Origin of the sequence: Bradyrhizobium tropiciagri (assembly GCF_018130505.1) — a bacterium.
Taxonomy (GTDB): domain Bacteria; phylum Pseudomonadota; class Alphaproteobacteria; order Rhizobiales; family Xanthobacteraceae; genus Bradyrhizobium; species Bradyrhizobium tropiciagri_B.
In genome coordinates this window covers 281,372-301,223 of sequence record NZ_JAFCKH010000010.1, presented here as the reverse complement: position 1 = coordinate 301,223, position 19,852 = coordinate 281,372, and the positions used below count along the sequence as shown (strand labels likewise).

The 19,852-nt window shown below is 65.2% G+C and carries 19 protein-coding genes; 10 read left to right on the top strand and 9 right to left on the bottom strand.

From position 1 onward, the window contains the following. Positions 1 to 114: 114 nt before the first annotated feature. From metF to JQ633_RS25655, 5 genes are all read left to right on the top strand, one after another. A complete protein-coding gene (gene metF / locus JQ633_RS25675) occupies positions 115 to 1,029 on the top strand; it encodes a methylenetetrahydrofolate reductase [NAD(P)H] (RefSeq protein WP_211987875.1) in 915 nt (304 codons plus the stop codon). Between the two features lie 3 nt (positions 1,030 to 1,032). Continuing rightward, positions 1,033 to 4,884: a methionine synthase gene (metH, locus tag JQ633_RS25670; protein ID WP_211987874.1), complete on the top strand. Its 3,852-nt coding sequence runs from the start codon at positions 1,033 to 1,035 to the stop codon at positions 4,882 to 4,884. A 255-nt stretch (positions 4,885 to 5,139) separates the two neighbouring features. Continuing rightward, positions 5,140 to 5,799 (top strand): maleylacetoacetate isomerase, encoded by a 660-nt coding sequence (gene maiA, locus JQ633_RS25665; protein WP_211987873.1) that lies wholly within the window; start codon positions 5,140 to 5,142, stop codon positions 5,797 to 5,799. A 92-nt stretch (positions 5,800 to 5,891) separates the two neighbouring features. Beyond that, entirely contained in the window at positions 5,892 to 6,497 is a 606-nt protein-coding gene (locus JQ633_RS25660; RefSeq protein ID WP_249159629.1) for a biliverdin-producing heme oxygenase, read from the top strand. Then, complete coding sequence (locus JQ633_RS25655) at positions 6,494 to 9,034, top strand: HWE histidine kinase domain-containing protein (RefSeq protein WP_211987872.1); 2,541 nt, start codon at positions 6,494 to 6,496, stop codon at positions 9,032 to 9,034. The genes JQ633_RS25660 and JQ633_RS25655 overlap by 4 nt, the downstream gene beginning before the upstream one ends. A 259-nt stretch (positions 9,035 to 9,293) precedes the next feature. Here the strand turns inward: JQ633_RS25655 and JQ633_RS25650 are convergent, their stop codons facing one another. From JQ633_RS25650 to JQ633_RS25635, 4 genes are all read right to left on the bottom strand, one after another. Next, a complete protein-coding gene (locus tag JQ633_RS25650; RefSeq protein ID WP_211987871.1) occupies positions 9,294 to 9,755 on the bottom strand; it encodes a DUF3237 domain-containing protein in 462 nt (153 codons plus the stop codon). 4 nt (positions 9,756 to 9,759) lie between these two features. Then, complete coding sequence (locus JQ633_RS25645; RefSeq protein ID WP_211987952.1) at positions 9,760 to 11,064, bottom strand: TRAP transporter large permease; 1,305 nt, start codon at positions 11,062 to 11,064, stop codon at positions 9,760 to 9,762. An 18-nt stretch (positions 11,065 to 11,082) separates the two neighbouring features. Further along, positions 11,083 to 11,649, bottom strand: coding sequence for a TRAP transporter small permease (locus JQ633_RS25640; RefSeq protein WP_211987870.1), 567 nt, complete (start codon positions 11,647 to 11,649; stop codon positions 11,083 to 11,085). A 121-nt stretch (positions 11,650 to 11,770) separates the two neighbouring features. Continuing rightward, positions 11,771 to 12,793, bottom strand: a complete 1,023-nt coding sequence (locus tag JQ633_RS25635; protein ID WP_211987869.1) for a TRAP transporter substrate-binding protein — start codon at positions 12,791 to 12,793, stop codon at positions 11,771 to 11,773. 281 nt (positions 12,794 to 13,074) lie between these two features. On the opposite strand from JQ633_RS25635, the gene pobA reads away from it, so the two are divergent. Continuing rightward, a complete protein-coding gene (gene pobA / locus JQ633_RS25630; RefSeq protein ID WP_211987868.1) occupies positions 13,075 to 14,244 on the top strand; it encodes a 4-hydroxybenzoate 3-monooxygenase in 1,170 nt (389 codons plus the stop codon). A gap of 156 nt (positions 14,245 to 14,400) precedes the next feature. Further along, entirely contained in the window at positions 14,401 to 14,850 is a 450-nt protein-coding gene (locus JQ633_RS25625; RefSeq protein WP_211987867.1) for a PaaI family thioesterase, read from the top strand. Between the two features lie 58 nt (positions 14,851 to 14,908). On the opposite strand, the gene JQ633_RS25620 is transcribed toward JQ633_RS25625, so the two are convergent. Further along, positions 14,909 to 15,802, bottom strand: a complete 894-nt coding sequence (locus JQ633_RS25620) for a LysR family transcriptional regulator (RefSeq protein WP_211987866.1) — start codon at positions 15,800 to 15,802, stop codon at positions 14,909 to 14,911. A gap of 120 nt (positions 15,803 to 15,922) precedes the next feature. On the opposite strand from JQ633_RS25620, the gene JQ633_RS25615 reads away from it, so the two are divergent. Next, positions 15,923 to 16,555: a pyridoxamine 5'-phosphate oxidase family protein gene (locus JQ633_RS25615; protein ID WP_211987865.1), complete on the top strand. Its 633-nt coding sequence runs from the start codon at positions 15,923 to 15,925 to the stop codon at positions 16,553 to 16,555. Here JQ633_RS25615 and JQ633_RS25610 read toward each other — a convergent pair. Further along, positions 16,552 to 17,283, bottom strand: a complete 732-nt coding sequence (locus JQ633_RS25610; RefSeq protein ID WP_211987864.1) for a glutathione S-transferase family protein — start codon at positions 17,281 to 17,283, stop codon at positions 16,552 to 16,554. The genes JQ633_RS25615 and JQ633_RS25610 overlap by 4 nt on opposite strands. 62 nt (positions 17,284 to 17,345) lie before the next feature. Beyond that, on the bottom strand, positions 17,346 to 17,579 hold the full coding sequence (locus tag JQ633_RS25605) for a hypothetical protein (RefSeq protein WP_211987863.1): 234 nt from the start codon (positions 17,577 to 17,579) through the stop codon (positions 17,346 to 17,348). A 156-nt stretch (positions 17,580 to 17,735) separates the two neighbouring features. On the opposite strand from JQ633_RS25605, the gene JQ633_RS25600 reads away from it, so the two are divergent. Further along, a complete protein-coding gene (locus JQ633_RS25600; protein WP_211987862.1) occupies positions 17,736 to 18,434 on the top strand; it encodes a helix-turn-helix transcriptional regulator in 699 nt (232 codons plus the stop codon). Next, complete coding sequence (locus tag JQ633_RS25595; RefSeq protein WP_211987861.1) at positions 18,434 to 18,751, top strand: YkgJ family cysteine cluster protein; 318 nt, start codon at positions 18,434 to 18,436, stop codon at positions 18,749 to 18,751. The genes JQ633_RS25600 and JQ633_RS25595 overlap by 1 nt, the downstream gene beginning before the upstream one ends. A 24-nt stretch (positions 18,752 to 18,775) precedes the next feature. Here the strand turns inward: JQ633_RS25595 and JQ633_RS25590 are convergent, their stop codons facing one another. Further along, positions 18,776 to 19,177, bottom strand: a complete 402-nt coding sequence (locus tag JQ633_RS25590; RefSeq protein ID WP_211987860.1) for a hypothetical protein — start codon at positions 19,175 to 19,177, stop codon at positions 18,776 to 18,778. Between the two features lie 165 nt (positions 19,178 to 19,342). Next, positions 19,343 to 19,696, bottom strand: coding sequence for a DUF3307 domain-containing protein (locus tag JQ633_RS25585; protein WP_211987859.1), 354 nt, complete (start codon positions 19,694 to 19,696; stop codon positions 19,343 to 19,345). Positions 19,697 to 19,852: the final 156 nt, after the last annotated feature.

Sequence of the window (19,852 nt, the reverse complement as noted above, 5' to 3'; positions counted from 1 at the left end):
AGTGGGCAATTTCCCATATCGGATGGGCTGTCTGGTTGGACCAGTTTCGCCTATCTTGGGGCACTCAATCACAGGCCAGACGTCTGCCCAGCTGTTGCGGAGCCCTTGCGTATCATGACCGAGACCCTTTCCGCCGTGCCGAACCGGCAGCGCGCGCCAAAGACTCCGAAAATCTCCTTCGAGTTCTTCCCGCCGAAGACCGAGGAGATGGAGCGCAATCTGTGGGAGACGATCAACCGTCTGGCGCCGCTGACCCCGAACTTCGTCTCGGTGACCTACGGCGCCGGCGGCTCGACCCGCGAGCGCACCCATTCGACCATCTCCCGCATCCTCAAGGAGACCGAGCTGCTGCCGGCCGCGCACCTGACCTGCGTCAGCGCCAGCCGCGGCGAGATCGACGAGATCGTCGACCGTTACCATGAGGTCGGCGTCCGCCACATCGTGGCGCTGCGCGGCGATCCGCCCGGCGGCATCGGCACGCCCTACTTCACCCATCCCGACGGCTACCAGAGCTCGGCCGAGCTCGTCGCCGGAATCAAGAAGCGCCACGCCGACATCGAGATTTCGGTGTCGGCCTATCCCGAGAAGCATCCGGAAGCCGCGAGCTTCGATGCCGATATCGACACGCTGCAGGCCAAGGTCGACGCCGGCGCGACGCGCGCGATCACCCAGGTGTTCTTCGACAACGACCTCTACCACCGCTACGTCGACCGGGTGCGCGCGCGTGGCATCGATATCCCGATCGTGCCGGGCATCATGCCGATGCACAATTTCAAGCAGGCCCGCAATTTCGTGACGCGCGCCGGCACCAGCGTGCCGGACTGGCTCGCGGAGAAATTCGACGGCCTCGACAACGACGCCGAGACCCGCAAGCTGGTGGCGGCCACCGTCGCCGCCGGCCAGGTGCAGAAGCTGTTCAAGCACGGCGTCGACACCTTCCACTTCTACACCATGAACCGCGCGGACCTCGTATTCGCGATCAGCCATCTGCTCGGCATCCGGCCGAATGGCGCCCAGAAAGCTGCCTGAACCATGACAGTGCCTGTTTCTTCCAAGCGTACCGCTTTGCTCGCGGCTGCCCGCGAACGCATCCTCGTGCTCGACGGCGCCATGGGCACGATGATCCAAGGCCTGCAATACGACGAGGCCGCGTTCCGCGGCGCGCGCTTTGCCGACTTCCATCGCGACATCAAGGGCAACAACGATCTTTTGATCCTGACCCAGCCCGAGGCGATCACGGACATCCACGCCGCCTATTTGCGCGCCGGCGCCGACATCGTCGCGACCAACACCTTTTCCTCGACCTCGATCGCGCAGGCCGACTACGACATGTCGGACCTCGCCTATGAGCTGAACCTGCAGGGCGCGCGCCTCGCCCGCGCCGCGGCTGAGCGCGTGTCGGCCGAGGACGGCAAGCGGCGCTTCGTGGCCGGTGCGCTCGGCCCGACCAACCGCACCGCCTCGATCTCGCCCGACGTCTCCAACCCCGGCTATCGCGCGGTGACCTTCGACGATCTGCGCAAGGCCTACGGCGAGCAGGCCCGCGGCCTGCTCGACGGCGGCGCCGACCTGCTACTGGTCGAGACCATCTTCGACACGCTGAACGCCAAGGCGGCCCTCTACGCGATTTCCGAGATCATCGAGGAGCGCGGTATCGACGTGCCCGTGATGATCTCCGGCACCATCACCGACAAGTCCGGCCGCCTGCTGTCCGGGCAATTGCCAGAAGCGTTCTGGCATTCGGTACGGCATGCGCGGCCGATCACGATCGGCTTCAACTGCGCGCTCGGCGCCGAGGATTTGCGCGCCCACATCGCCGACATCGGCCGCGTCGCCGACACCTTGGTGTGTGCGTATCCGAACGCAGGACTGCCCAACGAGTTCGGCCAGTATGACGAGACGCCCGAGTACATGGCGCGGCTGATCGGCGAGTTCGCGAGCGCCGGCCTCGTCAACGTCGTCGGTGGCTGCTGCGGCACCACGCCGGACCATATCGCCGCGATCGCTGCCGCCGTCGCCCCGCACAGACCGCGCGCCGTGCCCGAGATCACGCCACGGCTGAAGCTGTCCGGCCTCGAGCCGTTCACGCTGACCGACGCGATCCCGTTCGTGAATGTCGGCGAGCGCACCAACGTCACCGGCTCGGCGCGCTTCCGCAAGCTGATCACCGCGGGCGACTACACCGCCGCGCTGCAGGTCGCGCGCGACCAGGTCGAGAACGGCGCCCAGGTCATCGACGTCAACATGGATGAAGGCCTGCTCGATTCCGAGAACGCGATGGTGACGTTCCTCAACCTCGTCGCCGCCGAGCCCGACATCGCGCGCGTACCCGTGATGGTCGACTCCTCGAAATTCCACGTCATCGAGGCCGGCCTGAAGTGCATCCAGGGCAAGCCGATCGTGAACTCGATCTCGCTGAAGGAAGGCGAGGAGAAGTTCATCCACGAGGCGACCGTCGCCAAGCGCCACGGCGCCGCCGTCGTCGTGATGGCGTTCGACGAGACCGGCCAGGCCGACACGTTCAAGCGCAAGACCGAGATCAGCAAGCGCGCCTACGACATCCTGGTGAACAGGCTCGACTTCCCGGCCGAGGACATCATCTTCGATCCGAACATTTTTGCGATCGCGACCGGCCTCGAGGAGCACAACAATTACGGCGTCGACTTCATCGAGGCGACGCGCTGGATCCGGCAGAACCTGCCCGGCGCGCACATCTCGGGCGGCGTGTCGAACCTGTCGTTCTCGTTCCGCGGCAACGAGCCGGTGCGCGAAGCGATGCACTCGGTGTTCCTGTATCACGCCATCAAGGCCGGCATGGACATGGGCATCGTCAATGCCGGGCAGATGATCGTCTATGACGACATCGATCCCGAATTGCGCCAGGTCTGCGAGGACGTCATCCTCAACCGCGACCCCGGCGCCTCGGAGCGGCTGCTGGCGCTCGCGGAAAAATTCCGCGGCAAGGAGAAGCAGGCCAAGGAGGCCGATCTCGCCTGGCGCGAATGGCCGGTCGAGAAGCGGCTGAGCCACGCGCTGGTGCACGGCATCACCGAGTTCATCGAGCAGGATACCGAGGCCGCCCGGCAGAACGCATCGCGCCCGCTCGACGTCATCGAGGGGCCGCTGATGGCCGGCATGAACGTGGTCGGCGATCTCTTCGGCGACGGCAAGATGTTCCTGCCGCAGGTCGTCAAGTCGGCCCGCGTGATGAAGCAGGCGGTCGCCTATCTGATGCCGTTCATGGAAGAGGAGAAGGCGCGCAACCTCGCCAACGGCGTCACCGGCGGCCGCAATGCCGCGGGCAAGATCGTGCTCGCGACCGTGAAGGGCGACGTCCACGACATCGGCAAGAACATCGTCGGCATCGTGCTCCAGTGCAACAATTTCGAGGTCATCGACCTCGGCGTCATGGTGCCCGCCACCAAGATCATCGAGACCGCGAAGGCCGAAGGCGCGGACATCATCGGCCTGTCCGGCCTGATCACGCCCTCGCTCGACGAGATGAGCTTCCTCGCCGGCGAGTTGGAGCGCCAGGGCATGAACCTGCCGCTCTTGATCGGCGGCGCGACCACGAGCCGGGTGCACACCGCGGTCAAGATCGACCCGAACTACAAGAACGGGCCGGTGGTGCACGTCAACGACGCCAGCCGCGCGGTCGGCGTCGCCTCCTCGCTGCTGTCGGCCGAGAAGAAGCAGGCCTATGCCGCCGAGGTGCGCGCCGAATATGCCAAGATCTCGGCGGCGCATTTCCGCGCCCAGGCCGACAAGAAGCGGCTGAAGCTCACTGAAGCCCGCGCCAACAAGGTCGCGATCGATTTTGCCAAGGCGCCGCCGAAGCGGCCGGCGTTCTTCGGGCTGAAGAGCTTTGACGCCTACGATCTCGCCGAGCTCGCGGACTACATCGACTGGACGCCGTTCTTCCAGACCTGGGAACTGACCGGACGTTTTCCGGCAATCCTCGACGATCCCAAGGTCGGCGAAGTCGCGCGCTCGCTGTATGACGATGCGCGCAAGATGCTGAATACGATCATCAAGGAGAAGTGGTTCACCGCACGCGCGACGATCGGCTTCTGGCCGGCCAATGCCGTCGGCGACGACGTCGAGGTCTATGCCGACGAGACGCGGAATCAGAAGATCGCGACCTTCCACACGTTGCGCCAGCAGCTCGAGAAGCGCGAGGGCCGTTTCAACGCCGCGCTGTCCGACTTCGTCGCGCCGAAGGAGAGCGGCGTGCCCGATTACGTCGGCGGCTTCGTCGTCACCGCCGGGATCGGCGAGGACGTGGTGGCCGACCGTTTCAAGAACGCCAATGACGACTATTCTTCGATCCTGTGCAAGGCGCTGGCCGACCGCCTCGCGGAGGCCTTTGCCGAGCGCATGCACCAGCGCGTGCGCAAGGAGTTCTGGGGCTATGCGCCGGACGAGACCTTCGCGTCGGACGAGCTGATCCTCGAGAAGTATGACGGCATCCGCCCGGCGCCGGGCTATCCGGCGCAGCCCGACCACACCGAGAAGAAGACGCTGTTCGCCCTGCTCGACGCGGAGAACACCGCGGGCGTGAAACTCACCGAGAGCTTTGCGATGTGGCCGGGCTCCTCGGTCTCGGGGCTCTATTTCAGCCATCCCGAGAGCTTCTATTTCGGCGTCGGCAAGATCGAGCGCGACCAGGTCGAGGACTATGCCGCGCGCAAGAGCATGACGGTCGCCGAGGTCGAGCGCTGGCTGGCGCCGGTGCTGAACTACATCCCCGCGCAGGACGGCGCGAAGGAAATCGCGCCGGCCGCAACGCCCGCCAACGACGCCGCGGACCTCGCCTCGCATCCGAAGGGCTGCACCTGCGCCGTGCATCTGGCGTGGCGCAAGAAGGCGGTGGGAGCGGGATAGCGTCCCTTCCTCTTGTGGGAGCGCCCGTAGCCCGGATGCAGCGAAGCGTAATCCGGGACAGCTGCCGACGCGGTGACGATCCCGGATTTCGCTTCGCTGCATCCGGGCTACGGGTCCAAGGCTCTCAAAGACGTGTCATCGCCGGGCTTGACCCGGCGATCCATCTTCAAGGACATTTCCGAACGATGGTTGCCGGGCTCATCTAGCGTGAAGACGCGCTTCGCGCTTTCAGCCCGGCATGACGCGGAGTGCCCAATGAAATTCTTCTCCTTCTGGCGATCGCTGGCGAGCTTTCGGGTGCGGATCGCGCTCAATCTCAAGCAGGTCCCGGCGGAGGTGACCTTCGTCGACCTCGATGCCGACGCGCATCGCGCCGAGGCGTATCGCAAGGTCAATCCGCAGATGGCGCTGCCGGCGCTGGTGCTCGATGACGGCACGGTGCTGTTCCAGTCGCTCGCGATCGTCGACTATCTCGACGAGACCTATCCCGATCCGCCGCTGCTGCCGGCCGATGCGCTCGGCCGTGCGCGAGTGCGCGGGCTGGCGCTGATCGTCGCCTGCGAGGGCCATCCGCTGCTGGTGCCGCGGGTGCGGCGCTATCTCGACCGCGAACTGGATTTGCGCGACAGCCAGCAGAACGCCTGGCGCCGCCACTGGACCGTCGAGACGCTGGCCGCGCTCGAGGGCCACCTCGCCGGCCACAAGGCGACCGGAAAATTCTGTCACGGCGACACGCCCGGCCTCGCCGACATCTGCCTGGTCGGCCATGTCACCGCGGCGGTCAACCAGCAGATCAACCTGTCACCCTGGCCGACGGTGAAGCGCATCCACGAGACCGCGATGGCGCTGCCGGCATTCGCCAAGGCGCATCCGTCGATGCAGCCGGACACGCCGGAAGCGATGCGGCCGAAATAACCCTGAAGGATTTTTGGAACCGGAAGTTCCGTCGGGCGTTTGGGTAGAGCTGTTGCTTAGCCACCCATTGCGCTCACCATCAAGGATTCCGGATGCCGGAAATCGCAATTCCGACGCCGTCTCATATCGTCTCCAACCGTTTCGCCGGTCGACCTCCCTCCCTTCGCAGTGTCCTGAAAGCCGCCACGGCGACGGACCACGCGAAGCTCGACGCCATGCTTGGCGCCTTCGATCTGTGCTCGCTCGCGGGATACCGTCGCTTCCTGGAGATCAACGCCGCTGCGCTGCTGCCGCTGGAGGGCGCGCTGGTGGCGGCCGGGGTTCGCGACCTCGTTCCCGACTGGAGCCGGCGCGCCCGCAGCCGCGCCATGCTGGCCGATCTCGCCGCGATCGGCGGCACAGTGCGACCGCTCGACCCGCCGATCCTGATCGATCGCCCCGCCATGCTCGGCACGCTCTACGTGCTGGAGGGCTCCCGTCTCGGCGCGGCCCACCTGCTCAAGCGGATCGATCGCACCGCCGGTCCCCGCATTCGCACCGCCACCGCCTATCTCGGCCACGGTGCCGGTCAGCATCTTTGGCCGAGCTTCCTGGCATTGCTGGAGAGCCATGCATCGGAGCTGTCCGCGGAAGACGACATCATCGAGCCCGCCCGCCGCGCCTTCGACCTCTTCGCCAGCGCGGCAAGACAGCCATGAAGCTGCAAGTCGACCTGACCAATTGCGACCGCGAGCCGATCCACATTCCCGGCAGCGTCCAGCCGTTCGGCTTCCTGATCGCGCTGCAGTCGGACTTCACGATCTGCATGGCTTCGGACAACGTGGCGGCGTATCTGGGCCGCGGCCCCGCGGAAATATTCGGGAAGCCGCTGCTGGGCGTCTTCTCCGAGGCCGCAATCAGCGCCGTCCGCACCCGGGTCGACTATCTCGCCGGCCCGGATGCGACCGAGCGGCTGTTCGGCGTCGTGCTGCAGGATGGCGGCAAACCATTCGATATCGCCATCCATTTCTCCGGCCCCTACCTCGTGATCGAGGCCGAGCCCTCAGTGATCGAGCCTGACGTGAATTCCGGGGAACTGGTGCGGCTGATGCTCGGCCGCGTCCGCAAGACCCGCGGCATCACCGAGCTCGCCCAGGAGGCCGCGCGCCAGGTGACCATCCTGACCGGCTTCGACCGCGTCATGGTCTACCGTTTTGCCGCCGACGGCTCAGGCGAAGTCATCGCCGAAGTCGCGAAGGCCGGCCTCGAATCCTTCCTCGGCCTGCACTATCCCGCCTCCGACATCCCGCAGCAGGCGCGCACGCTGTATACTCGCAACTGGCTGCGCATCATTGCCGACATCAATGCGGCGCCGGTGCCGCTGCTGTCGACCGCGACCCACAGCGCGAGCCTGCTCGATCTCTCCATGAGCACGCTGCGTTCGGTGTCGCCGATCCACATCGAGTACCTCCAGAACATGGGCGTCGGCGCCTCGATGTCGGTCTCGATCCTGCGCGACGGCAAGCTGTGGGGGCTGTTCGCCTGCCATCATTACTCGGCCCGCCACCTCTCGTTCGAGCGCCGCACCGCCGCCGAGCTGTTCGGGCAAATGTTCTCCTGGATCCTCGAGACCCGCGAGCGCGAAGCGACCGTCGCCTACGAGAGCCGCGCCCAGCAGATCCAGGAACGGCTGATCGAGGCCGCTGCGACCCACGAGCACAGCCGGCGCGCGATCTTCGATTTCGTCGACGACTACCGCAAGATGATCGAGTGCGACGGCATCGCGATCTGGTCCGAGGGCGAAATCAAGCTGTCCGGCGAGGCGCCGACCGAGGCGGAGGTGAAGGACCTCGTCGCCTTCATCAACCGGACCTCGCCGGGCCGCATCGTCGCGAGCGCGGAGATCGCCAAGGTCTATGCCGCCGGCGGCGCATTCCGCGACCGTGCAGCGGGCTTCCTCGCGATCCCGATCTCGCGGACGCCGCGCGACTGCCTGATCTTCTTCCGCCGCGAGGTGCAGCGCTCGGTCAATTGGGGCGGCGCGCCGGAAAAAGTCTACGCAACCGGCCCGCACGGCCCGCGGCTGACGCCGCGCAAGAGTTTTGAGCTCTGGCAGGAAGTGGTGCACGGCCAATCGAAGCCGTGGACGCAGGCCGACCTGCACATCGCCGAGAGCCTCCGCATCACCCTGCTGGAGGTCATTCTGCAGCTCGCCGATCTTGCCGCGCGTGAGCGCAAGGGCGCGCAGGAGCGCCAGGAGCTGATGATTGCCGAGCTCAATCACCGCGTCCGCAACATCCTCGGGCTGGTGCGCGGGCTGGTCGCACAGAGCAAGGACACGGCGCAGAGCGTGGAGGAGTTCGCCGGCGTGCTCGGCGGCCGCGTCCAGGCGCTGGCCCGTGCGCACGACCAGATCACCAGCCTGAACTGGGCGCCGGTGGCGCTGAGGACGCTGGTCGAATCGGAGGCCGGCGCCTATCTCGGCTCGCGCGCCGGGCGCGTCAGCATGGGCGGGCCGGACGTCGCGCTCGATCCCAAAGCATTCGCGACGCTCGCGCTCGTGGTCCACGAGATGATGACCAATTCGGCCAAATACGGCGCGCTGGCCGATTCGACCGGCCAGGTCGAGATCGCCTGGAAGCTCGACCGTAATTCGAGCCTCGTCATCGACTGGAAGGAGAGCGGCGGCCCGCCGGTGCAGCCTCCCTCGCGGAGGGGTTTCGGCACCACCATCATCGAACGCTCGATCCCATTCGATCTCAAGGGCGATGCCGAGCTGCGCTTCGACCTGCTCGGCGTGCAGGCGCGTTTCACGATCCCCTCCAACTTCGTGGAGCTGATGTCGATGTCCGGTATCGCGACCAGGCTCGAAGCCGAGGCCGAGGCTGCGCCTCGGATCACCGGCACTGCGCTGATTGTCGAGGACAATCTGATCATCGCGATGGGCGCTGAAGTGATCCTGCTCGAGCTCGGCGCGCGCCACGTCGAGACCGCAGCTTCCGTATCGCAGGCGCTCGCCGCGATCCAGCGCAGCGCGCCAGGCTTCGCGCTGCTCGACCTCAACCTCGGCGCGGAGAACTCGATCCCCGTCGCGATGAAACTGTCCGAGCTCGGAATCCCCTTCGTGTTCGCCACCGGCTATGGCGAGCGCGCGCCGATTCCGCCCGAGCTGCAATCCGCGCCCGTGGTGCAGAAGCCGTATACCCGCGACGTGGTCGAAGCAGCACTCGGCAGGCTAGGCGACACGGGGAAATAGCCGGCGGCGCGAAGGCCCGCGAGGCGGGATCGGATTCGCGGGTCAAGCTGCTTGCTCAGTGTCATCGCCCGGCTCGACCAGGCGATCCAGTATTCCAGAGGCAGTAGTGATTGAGCCGATGGGCCTCGGCGTACTGGATCGCCCGGTCAAGCCGGGCGATGACGGCGGTGGGTGGGGATGCATTATCCCACCCTCTTGGTCCGTTCATCCACCAACGCGCGGCCCGTTGGCAGGCCCCGAAATGACCAGTCGAGAGGGGTCACAACACCTGATGCACGTCGATGACGACGCGGTCGGCGTGGCGGGCGGCGGAGGCGATGAAGAGGTGGTGCATCAGCCAGCGATAATTCTCGGCACCGGTCTCGAATTTCGGGACGGTGCGGAAATAGATCAGCTTCGGATCGACCGGCTCGCCGCGCTTCAGCTTCTGCAACAGATCGACCGGCCCGAAGCGGACGCCGCGGTTTTCGACATAGACCACCGCGCCGTCGTCGGTCTCGAAGGCGTATTTCGCTTCCAGTTCGATCAGCTCGTTGGGGCGGATGATCTGGAAGTCGGCGCCGAACGGCAGCACCTTGCCGTTGACCGCTTCACCCCTCACCTCGCCGCCGATGATCGGGATGATGCGGCGGATACCGGTGCCGATGTCGCCGGCGGAGGTCACCTCGGCAATGTGGGCCGTGATCGTGAACACGTACTTGGTCTGAATCTCGGGCGTCATTGAGCTAACCTATCATGCGTTGCGGCAGCCAGGTCGCGAGCAGCGGGAACAGGATCAGGATCACCAGCCGGATCAGGTCGGTGATCACGAAGGGCAGCACGCCGACGAAGATCGTCGACATGTTGACGTCCTTGATCACGCTCTTGATCACGAACACGTTCATGCCGACCGGCGGATGGATCAGGCCGAGTTCGACGGTCATCACGATGATAATGCCGAACCAGATCGGATCGAAGCCGAGCGCGGTGACGACAGGAAATACGATCGGCACGGTGAGGATCACCATCGCCATCGCGTCCATCAGGCAGCCGAGCACGAGGTACATCAACAGGATCAGCGCCAACACGCCATAGGGACCGATGCCGAGCCCGGTGAGGAATTCAGTGACGTTCTGCGGCGTCTGGGTGATGGTGAGGAAGTAGCCGAAACAGAGCGCGCCGATCAGCACCGTGAACACTGCGGCGGCGGTGCGGGTCGCCTGCAGCAGCGACTGCAGGATGCCGTCCCTGGTCAGCTTGCCGCGGAGGATACCGATGATGAAGGCGCCGACGGCGCCGACCGCGCCGGCCTCGGTCGGGATGAAGAACCCGCCATAGAGGCCGCCGATCACGAACAGGAACAGCAGCAGCGGCGACCAGACGTCGCGCAGTGCGACCAGGCGCTCGCCCCACGATGCCTTCACGCCCGCCGGCAGGAAGCCCGGCCGCGCGATGCCGATGATGCCGATCGTGATCATGTGCATCAGGATCGCGAGCAGGCCGGGCACCACGCCGGCGATGAACAGTTTTCCAATGTCCTGCTGGGTGATGATGCCGTAGACCGCGAGCACGGTGGACGGCGGCAGCATCGCCCCCAGCGTGCCGCCGACCGCGATCACGCCGGTCGCGAACGACTGCGGATAGCCGAAGCGGCGCATCTCGGGATAGGCGACCGCCGAGAAGGTCGCGGCGGTCGCGACCGAGGAGCCGGAGATCGCGGCAAAGCCGCCGCAGGCGCCGATGGTCGCGATGCCGAGGCCGCCCTTCCAATGGCCGACAAAGGTGTTGGCGGCGCGGAACAGCTCGCGGCTGATGCCCGAGACCGACACGAAAGCGCCCATCAGCAGGAACATCGGGATCACGCCGAAGGAATAGTCCGTCACCGTGCGCATCGTGGTCTGACCGACCAGCTTCAGCGCCGGCGCGAAGCCGGTGAGATAGCCGAAGCCGGTGATGCCGACGAGGCCCATCGCCATGCCGACGGGAACGCGGAGCAGCATCAGCACGAACAGGCTGACAAAGCCGATGACGGCAACGGCCTCGGGACTCAGATCAAGACTCATGGCCGTCTACTCCGCAGTCTTGATCTTGGCATCGTGGATCTCTTCCGGATGGAAGATCAGGCGCCAGGTGCGGATCGCGATCAGCAGCACGGCCGAGACGTCGCCGAGCCACGACACCAGGAAGAACGGCCAGATCGGCACGCCGAGATCCATGGTGACGATGTGGCCGTTTTTGGTGTCGATCACCTTGTCGATCAGCGTGTAGGTCTGCACCGTCACCACGAACAGCAGCACCAGCGTCGCGAAGATGTCGATCCAGCGCTGGTAGCGCGGCCTGACATTGGCCCAGACCAGATCGACGGTGATGTGGGTGCCGCGATAGCTGGTCGCCGCGATGCCCCAGAAGATCAGGATGCCGAGCAGGAACTGGCCGAAATTGTAGTAGTCGGGGATCGTGACCGCGAAGAACTTGCGCATGAACACCGCGAGGAAGGTGTTGAGCGCGACCACGCCAACGAAAAAGGCGGCCACCCATTCGATCGAGTCGATGAAGCGGTCCATGAAATTCTTGCGCGCCGGCTCGGGTGGGCCGGTGATCGCGCCGTCTTGGGAGACTTCGGAATTGGCAGTCATGGTAACGACCGTTGTGAGAAGCCGTCATTCCGGGGCGCTCGCGAGCGCGAGCGAACCCGGAATCTGGAGATTGCGGAGCGGGATTCCGGGTTCGCGCGTCGCGCGCCCCGGAATGACGATCTCAGATCCCCGCCTCGAACTTCTTCAGCGTGGCCTGCAGATCGGCGTCGATCTTGGCGGCGTCGCCGCCGGCCTTCTTCACCGCCTCGGCCCAGCTGTCGCGCAGCGGCTTGACCGCCTTCTTCCACTCGGCGAGCTGGTCGGCGGTGAGCTGATAGACCTCATGGCCCTCGAGCGCCTTCATCTTGGTGCGGCCGTTGGCCTCGAAATCGGTCCAGGGATCGGTGACCTTGGAGGCCCATTCCGGCGTGCAGTGATCGTCGATCACCTTCTTCTGCGCGTCCGACATGGAATTGTATTTGGCGAGGTTCATGTTGTAGGTGAACACCGTCGAATACAGCGGCACGTCCATGTGGTACTTCACCACCTTGTCGATGCCGAACAGGAAGATCGAGCCCCAGGGGAAGGTGATCTCGTCGGCAACGCCGCGCTCGATCGCATCGCGCGATTCCGGCGCCGAGGCCTGCACGTTGGTGCCGCCGAACATCTTCACCATTTCACCGATCGTGCTCTGCGCGGGGCGCACCTTGACGCCGGAAAGATCGCTCGGCAGCACGATCTTCTTCTTGCCGTGCAGCGCGCCAGGATCGTGGATGAAGGCGAAGCAGAGCTTGGTGTCCTTCATCTCGGTCGGCGCGTATTTGTGGTACCACTCGTTCAGCGCCAGCGTGCCCTTCTTGCCGTCGGAGAAGGTGAACGGCAGCTGACCGGCGGCCGCGATCGGGAAGCGGCCGGGCTGATAGCCGGGATTGACATAGGTGACGTCGGCAATGCCGTCGCGCGCCATGTCGTAATGGTCGAACGCCTTGCCGAGCTGCTCGGAGGGGAACACGGTGACCTTGATGGTGCCGCCCGAGGCCTTCTCGATGTCCTCGGCCCACGCCTTGGTCGCCGGCACCAGCGGATGCGCCGGCGGCACCCACAGCGACACTTTGAGATTGACGGTCTTGTCCTGCGCCGAAGCAGGCTGAGCCGCCGGCACGACGGCCGCGGCCACGAGCAGCGCCAACAACGATTTCCTCATCGCATCTCCTCCTCTCCATGACTGCGGGCTTTGCGCCCGCTTAGTTAGTTAACATGTTATATAATTTGCGCGTCCGATCAAGACGGAATGTGCGCTGCGGACGCCACGTCGCACCCCGCAGCCCGCTTCCCGCCGCGGCATCTTGCGTTGCGGGACACGATTTCCCGACGCAAACATGCCTTGCCAAAACCGTTATATGATATAGTTGCCATAGCAAGTTTGACGGCGGCGGCCCGGCGCGGGCGCCTCGCAGCAGCCTATCCGATCGGGAGGAACAGGTATTGCGGACAAAAGTAGCAATCATCGGCGCAGGTCCGTCCGGACTGTTGCTTGGGCAACTACTTCATACTTTCGGCGTAGACAACATCATTCTGGAGCGGCAGACTCCGGAATATGTGTTGGGGCGGATCCGCGCCGGCCTGCTCGAGGAAGGCACGGTGTCGCTGCTGAACGCGGTCGGCGCCGGCGCCCGCCTGCATGAGGAAGGCCTGATCCACCACGGCGTCGAGCTGGCGTTCGGCGGCGCGCGGCACCGCATCGACATGCATGCGGCGACCGGCAAGACCGTGACGATCTACGGCCAGACCGAGGTAACGCTCGACCTGATGAATGCGCGCAAGGCCGCCGGGCTGACCTCGGTGTATTCGGCCGCCGACGTCAAGCCACATGATTTCGACACCGACCATCCGCGCGTGACCTATGTGAAGGACGGCGTCACGCACGAGATCGCCTGCGATTTCATCGCCGGCTGCGACGGCTTTCATGGCGTCAGCCGTGCCAGCGTGCCGGCCTCGTCGATCACGAGCTATGAGCGGGTCTATCCGTTCGGCTGGCTCGGCATCCTCTCGGAGACGCCGCCGGTGTCGCCGGAGCTGATCTACAACAACCACGAACGCGGCTTTGCGCTCTGCACCATGCGCTCAAGCCACCGCAGCCGCTATTACGTGCAGTGCCCGCTCGAAGATCATGTCGACCAGTGGTCGGACGAGCGGTTCTGGGACGAGCTGAGGCGCCGCCTCGATCAGAAGGCAGCGGACGAACTCATCACCGGGCCCTCGATCGAGAAGAGCATCGCGCCGCTGCGCAGCTTCGTCGCCGAGCCGATGCGGTTCGGCAGGATGTTCCTCGCCGGCGACGCCTCGCATATCGTGCCGCCGACCGGCGCCAAGGGCCTGAACCTTGCGGCCAGCGACGTGCATTATTTGTCGCAGGCGCTGCGCGAATATTACGACGAGAAATCCTCCGCCGGCCTCGACGGCTACTCGGCCCGCGCACTGGCGCGGGTCTGGAAGGCGGTGCGGTTCTCGTGGTGGATGACCTCGATGCTGCACAGATTTCCCGACGAGGGCGATTTCGCCGCGCGCATCCAGATCGCGGAACTGGACTATCTGGTCAGTTCGAGGGCCGCCTCGACCTCGCTGTCGGAGAATTATGTCGGCCTGCCGTTCTAGCGGGAGGTCCACAGGGTGGGCAAAGCGCAGCGTGCCCACCATTCCCGGTGTGCTTTCAAACATCGGCGCAAATCCCGTTTAAAACTTTGTAGGCGGTGAAACCGTCATCGACATCGCGGACAATGGCGGCAACGCAACGCCATATGCGAGATTCAGATGACCACCGATGCATCCGTCGTGACCGACATTCCCCAGAATGTCCCGGAAGGCTTCGAGCCGCATTTCCGCAAGAGCCCGCTCACCGAACCCTGGGAACCGCTCTACGCCAAGAAGACCGACAAGGCCGTCGTCATCGGGTTGCGGCTGGCACGGCCGCACACCAATGGCCGCGGCCTGATCCATGGCGGGCTGATCGCGGCGCTCGCCGACAATGCGATGGGCTATAGCTGCGCGCAGGCCACCGGCTGGCGCACCACATTCGTGACGATCTCGCTGGCGGTCGATTTCGTCGGCACCGCGAATATCGGGCAGTGGCTCGCGGTCGAGAGCGACGTGATCAAGACCGGCAGCACGATCTGCTTCGCGCAGTGCCTGATCAAGGCCGACGACATGACGATCGCCCGCGCCAACGGCACGTTCCGCGTGGTGCCGAAGAAGGAGACCTAAGGCGTTTTCAAGCGAAGTGGGCACCGGTTCGCGTGAAGAAAACGCGTCAAACAAGAAGCTAGCCGAAATGCCAGTCGGTGATCTCGGTCACGAGATCGATGAAGGTGCGCACCTTGGCCGAGAGCAGCCGCGTCGTCGGATAGACGACGTGGATCGGCACCGCCGGCTGCTCGAATTGCGCGAGCACGATTTTCAGCCGACCGGCCTTGAGCGATTCGGCGGCCTGGTACGCCATCACCCGCGTCAACCCGCCATCCTGCTCGGCATACTGGATCGCGGCATCCGAGCTGTTGCTGGTGAAGCGCGGCAAAGGGCCGACGCGGACCTCGCGCCCGTCCTCGACGAAGCGCCAGTCCGGCTCCGCGGTCATGGCGCCGAACTGGATGGTGTCATGGGCCGTGAGGTCCGCGGGCCGCTTCGGCTCGCCGCGGCGCTTGAGGTAGCCGGCCGACGCCACCACGATCCGGCGCATCTGGCCGACATGCCGCGCCACCAACGTCGAATCAGGCAGATGGCCGATCCGGACCGCGAGGTCGACGCCGTCCTCGACGAGGTTGATCCGGCGGTCCGACAGGCGCAGGTCGACGCCGACATCCGGATAGCGCTTCAGATAGGCGGTCACGACCGGACTGACATGCAGCCGGCCGAAGCCGAACGGCGCCGAGATCACCAGCCGGCCCTCGGGACGGGTCCGTTCGCCCTCGATGGCGTCCTCGGCCTCATCGACGTCGGCGAGGATGCGGCGCGCCCGCTCGAGGTAGCGCGAACCGGCATCCGTCAGCGTCACCTGGCGGGTGGTCCGCTGCAGCAGCCGCGCGCCGAGCCGCTCCTCCAGTGCCGCGATCAGCCGCGTGACGGCCGAGGGCGAAAGGCCGAGCTTGCGCGCCGCGGGAGCAAAGCCCTGCAGGTCGGCCACGGCGACGAAGGCCTGCATGGCATCGAGACGATCCATGAGACCATTGCATAATCAGCAATAGTGAAGTGTCAATCATCCAGATTGATTAGAATATGGAAACGTCCATCTTACGGAGTGAAGGACGGCCGTGAATGGCGCCCGTTAAGGGAGACTCAGATGTCAGACATTCATGCCATTTCCAGCGATGTCGCGTTCAGCCCGGCGGTGAAGGCGATCCAGAGCCGCAAGGGCTCGCGCGACGGCTACGCCGAGATGGAGGCGAGCGGCGGCTTCCGCACCGAGATCGACCAGAACCTCGCGGCGTTGCTTGCGGGTGCCAACAGCTTCTATCTTGCGACCGCATCGGCCGACGGCCAGCCCTATATCCAGCACCGCGGCGGGCCGGCCGGCTTCATCAAGATCCTCGACAAGTCGACGATCGCGTTCGCCGACTATGCCGGTAACCGGCAATTCATCACGCAGGGCAATCTCTCGGAGAACCCGAAGGCCTACATCTTCGTGATGGACTATGCGCATCGCCGCCGCGTCAAGCTGTGGGGCGAGGCGCGCGTCGTGGAGGATGATCCGGCAATGACGCGCGCACTGATGCCGCAGGGCTACCGCGCGCGGCCGGAGCAGGTGATCGTGTTCAAGGTCGAGGCGTGGGACACCAACTGCCCGCAGCACATTCCGCAGAAGTTCGACGCAGCCGATGTCGCGGCTGCGCTGGGCTCGCGTGATGCGCGGATCGCCGAGCTCGAGGCCGAGCTGGCCGCATTGAAGGGCCAGCCCGCGCCCGCGGCAGGTTAAGCAGCCTGCTGCTGTAACGGCGCCCAGGCGAACTCCGGATAATATTGCAGCATCATCCGGTCGACATAGGCCGTCAGGTTATCGAACTTCTCGACACGACTGCGCAGCGGCGAATCGAAGAACGGCGTCAGAATTCCCGCAATCGCTCCGAACGCGGTGGCGTCGGTGCCGCACGGCGTCTTGCCCATCAGATAGGGCTTGTCGCCGAGCTGGACCGACAGCGCGAACAGCGACCTGACCGCGAGATCGACGTCCTCGTCGGGCGCGTGACGGCCAAGACCGCTGAGCAGATAGTTCTCGGCGACGCGGAACTGGGCATCCTCGCGCATCTTGTCGCGCATGTGATCGGGCGCGCCGTCGAAGAAATGCGCCGGCCCCTTGGCGAAATTGGTGTCGTCGACCCAGCGCGCGCCGACCAGCGCCCAGTAGACGTGATGCTCGATCATGCGCTCGAACGCCCAGGCTTGCGCGCGTGCCTGCAGGCTGAGCGGCGCGTCGAAGTCGAAACCGTATTTGCCCTCGATATGGGCGCGGATGAAGGTCGAATCGGCAATCGTCTCGCCGTCATCGGTCATGAACGGCAGCTGGCCCTTGGGAGAAGCCGGCGGCATCGCCTTTTCCTTGACGTAGGGCAGCCCGGCCATCTTGAGCTGGACTTCGGTCTTGGTCACGAAGGGGCTGATCTCGGGCAGGCCGAACCCCGTGCCGAAACCAAAAAGCGTAATCATATGAAGCTCCTGATTGCCTGGTCGTAAATCGAGGCTAGCGTCCCCCTGCTGCCACCATGGTGTCAGCAGTAGTGGCATTCACTGCTGAGGGTGCGGGCGGGAGCGAGGCGGCGAACCGCCTCGCTGACACGCTTGCTCACCCGCGCCCGCCCGTACGACCACGCCGCGGCAACCGATTGCGCGAGCAGCACAACCAAGGCCCAGCGCATGTCGCCGGAGGCGGAGTAGACCGTGATCATTTGTTCCAGCGCGGAGCTCTGCGCCTGCCGGAAATCGAGTTCATCAAGATTCGTCATGGACAAATTCCCTTCATTTGAGGTGTTGTCCGGGTATAGCCCCCGCCTGCTGCCAACATGCTGTCAGCAGCAGCGCGGCGGGATCCGAAAATGTCGGCAGACCGCCGGACCGGGCGAGCTGCCGATCGAGCGACCAAGAGACGTAAGAGAATTCAGATGAGACGCGCCGACCGGCTGTTTCAGATCATCCAGGTGCTCCGCCGCACCCGCAAACCCCTCACCGCGGACGCGATCGCGGCCGAGCTCGAGACGTCGAAGCGCACCATCTATCGCGACATCGCCAGCCTGATCGAGCAGCGGGTGCCGATCCGCGGCGAGGCCGGCATGGGCTACATCCTCGAGAAGGGTTTCGACCTGCCGCCATTGATGCTGACACCCGACGAGATCGAGGCCTGCGTGCTCGGCGCGCAATGGGTGGTCGGCCATGCCGATCCGGCGCTGGCACGCGCCGCCGAGGACCTGATGGCCAAGATCGCCGAGACCGTGCCGGACCGGCTGCGGCCGTTCGTGCTGGAGCCCGCGAGCCGCGCCCGCTCGGCCTGGAACCGGGAGCCCGACCGCATCGACATGGTGAAGACGCGCAGCCAGATCCACGAAGGCAAGAAGATCACGCTGAACTACCGTGACGAGCACGGCCGCGATTCCGAGCGCACGATCTGGCCGATCGCGGTCGGCTATCACGAGGCGACGCGGCTGCTCGCGGCCTGGTGCGAGCTGCGCAAGGATTTTCGCAGCTTCCGCACCGACCGCGTGGTGACCGCGACCTATCACGAGGAGAAATACCCTGAAAGGCGCGATCTGCTCCGGGCGCGCTGGCGGCGCAGCCTGGTCTGGGAAGCGCCGAAGGTGACGTGATGGTTGATCGCGAAATCGAATCGGCAGAAGCGAGCCCCTGCCAGTCCTGCGGCGCCTGCTGCAGCTATTCGGAGAACTGGCCGCGCTTCACCATCGAAGACGACGACCAGCTCGATCTGATTCCACCCGAGCTCGTCAACGCGCGCCAATCAGGCATGCGCTGCGACGGCGACCGCTGCGCGGCGCTGTCGGGCAAGGTCGGCGAGGCGACGTGCTGCACTATCTATGCAGTGCGGCCGGAGGTGTGCCGCACCTGCATGCCGGGCGATGCCGAATGCGCGATGGCGCGGCGCCGACACGGACTGCCGGTGATCTAGAGACGCGTGAGAAGTGATCGAGCCCTAAACCGTCACCACGTCGCCACCCACATCCTCGTCATCGAGCTCGTCGATGATCGGCGCGAAGGTTGCGAGCGGCTTGGTCGACAGCGTGATCGGCTTGCGGTGGCCGTGCGAGGCAGTCGTGGTGCGGGCCGGCTCGCGCGCCAGCGCGTAGAGCGTGGAGCCGACGCGGCCGCCGAAATTGATCAACTCGCGCTCAGTGCAGCTCGAGGCGATCGCGAGTGCGAGCGCATGCAGATGGCTGCGCTTGTAGCAGAACAGCGCCAGCCGCGCCCGGTCGTCCGGCGCGACGTTCGCGACCAGCAGCGACAGGCCATTCGGATTGGCGCGGTACATCTGGCCGAGCAGATCGTCGGCCACCGGGCAGGCATCGTTCTCGAAGGCGTCGCGGCTTGAAAACATTTGCAAATCCCCCTCGGTCCGGAAGATGCAGCGCAATTCCATAACGAAAGGTTAACCACGGCCTCCGGTCGATCCCGGAGGCTCTTGCCCGTTGCACGCGAATCACATTCGCGCGCCGCGGCGGCAGATCGATGGGGCCGGCATGTCAGGAGGGAAGCGAGCCGCTCAGTTCGCGGCCATGTAGATCGACAGGGCAAAGCCAGTGAGGTGGTGCAGCGCCTGGTCGACGCCGATCAGGGTCCAGAACCAGGGATGTCCGGACTCCAGCGTGATCCCGAAATGCGAGGCGCAGATTCCCTTGGCGCGGTCGACGATGAGGTGGATGACGAAGTCGACGACGGCGACGTACCAGAACCGCGGCGCTACCAGCAGGATCAGCACGAGCGCGACGGCGAGATGGACGAGGCAGTGCGCGAGCAGCGGCAGTGCCCAGCCCTTCTTCTGGTCCTTGCCGATCGCCATCCAGGCGTTCTGCAGCATGAAGTCGGCGATGATGTGCTTCGTCGTGAGAAGCAGCATCCATCCCGCCAGGGCACCAACCGACACCGACGATGACAGGGAGGGAAACAACAAGCTGACGCCCTTCGCTGGGATGAATGTGTTCGCAAATAATCCGGGTCAGGCCGTCGTCAGCACAATCTCGCAAGCCAAAGCTTGTCTCATTTATGACATCTC

What these genes read in the sequence shown, in the direction of transcription:
- metF (WP_211987875.1), top strand. Translation starts at nt 115, where the DNA reads ATGACCGAGACCCTTTCCGCCGTGCCGAACCGGCAGCGCGCGCCAAAG.
- metH (WP_211987874.1), top strand. Translation starts at nt 1,033, where the DNA reads ATGACAGTGCCTGTTTCTTCCAAGCGTACCGCTTTGCTCGCGGCTGCC.
- maiA (WP_211987873.1), top strand. Translation starts at nt 5,140, where the DNA reads ATGAAATTCTTCTCCTTCTGGCGATCGCTGGCGAGCTTTCGGGTGCGG.
- JQ633_RS25660 (WP_249159629.1), top strand. Translation starts at nt 5,892, where the DNA reads ATGCCGGAAATCGCAATTCCGACGCCGTCTCATATCGTCTCCAACCGT.
- JQ633_RS25655 (WP_211987872.1), top strand. Translation starts at nt 6,494, where the DNA reads ATGAAGCTGCAAGTCGACCTGACCAATTGCGACCGCGAGCCGATCCAC.
- JQ633_RS25650 (WP_211987871.1), bottom strand. Translation starts at nt 9,755, where the DNA reads ATGACGCCCGAGATTCAGACCAAGTACGTGTTCACGATCACGGCCCAC.
- JQ633_RS25640 (WP_211987870.1), bottom strand. Translation starts at nt 11,649, where the DNA reads ATGACTGCCAATTCCGAAGTCTCCCAAGACGGCGCGATCACCGGCCCA.
- JQ633_RS25635 (WP_211987869.1), bottom strand. Translation starts at nt 12,793, where the DNA reads ATGAGGAAATCGTTGTTGGCGCTGCTCGTGGCCGCGGCCGTCGTGCCG.
- JQ633_RS25625 (WP_211987867.1), top strand. Translation starts at nt 14,401, where the DNA reads ATGACCACCGATGCATCCGTCGTGACCGACATTCCCCAGAATGTCCCG.
- JQ633_RS25620 (WP_211987866.1), bottom strand. Translation starts at nt 15,802, where the DNA reads ATGGATCGTCTCGATGCCATGCAGGCCTTCGTCGCCGTGGCCGACCTG.
- JQ633_RS25615 (WP_211987865.1), top strand. Translation starts at nt 15,923, where the DNA reads ATGTCAGACATTCATGCCATTTCCAGCGATGTCGCGTTCAGCCCGGCG.
- JQ633_RS25610 (WP_211987864.1), bottom strand. Translation starts at nt 17,283, where the DNA reads ATGATTACGCTTTTTGGTTTCGGCACGGGGTTCGGCCTGCCCGAGATC.
- JQ633_RS25605 (WP_211987863.1), bottom strand. Translation starts at nt 17,579, where the DNA reads ATGACGAATCTTGATGAACTCGATTTCCGGCAGGCGCAGAGCTCCGCG.
- JQ633_RS25600 (WP_211987862.1), top strand. Translation starts at nt 17,736, where the DNA reads ATGAGACGCGCCGACCGGCTGTTTCAGATCATCCAGGTGCTCCGCCGC.
- JQ633_RS25595 (WP_211987861.1), top strand. Translation starts at nt 18,434, where the DNA reads ATGGTTGATCGCGAAATCGAATCGGCAGAAGCGAGCCCCTGCCAGTCC.
- JQ633_RS25590 (WP_211987860.1), bottom strand. Translation starts at nt 19,177, where the DNA reads ATGTTTTCAAGCCGCGACGCCTTCGAGAACGATGCCTGCCCGGTGGCC.
- JQ633_RS25585 (WP_211987859.1), bottom strand. Translation starts at nt 19,696, where the DNA reads ATGCTGCTTCTCACGACGAAGCACATCATCGCCGACTTCATGCTGCAG.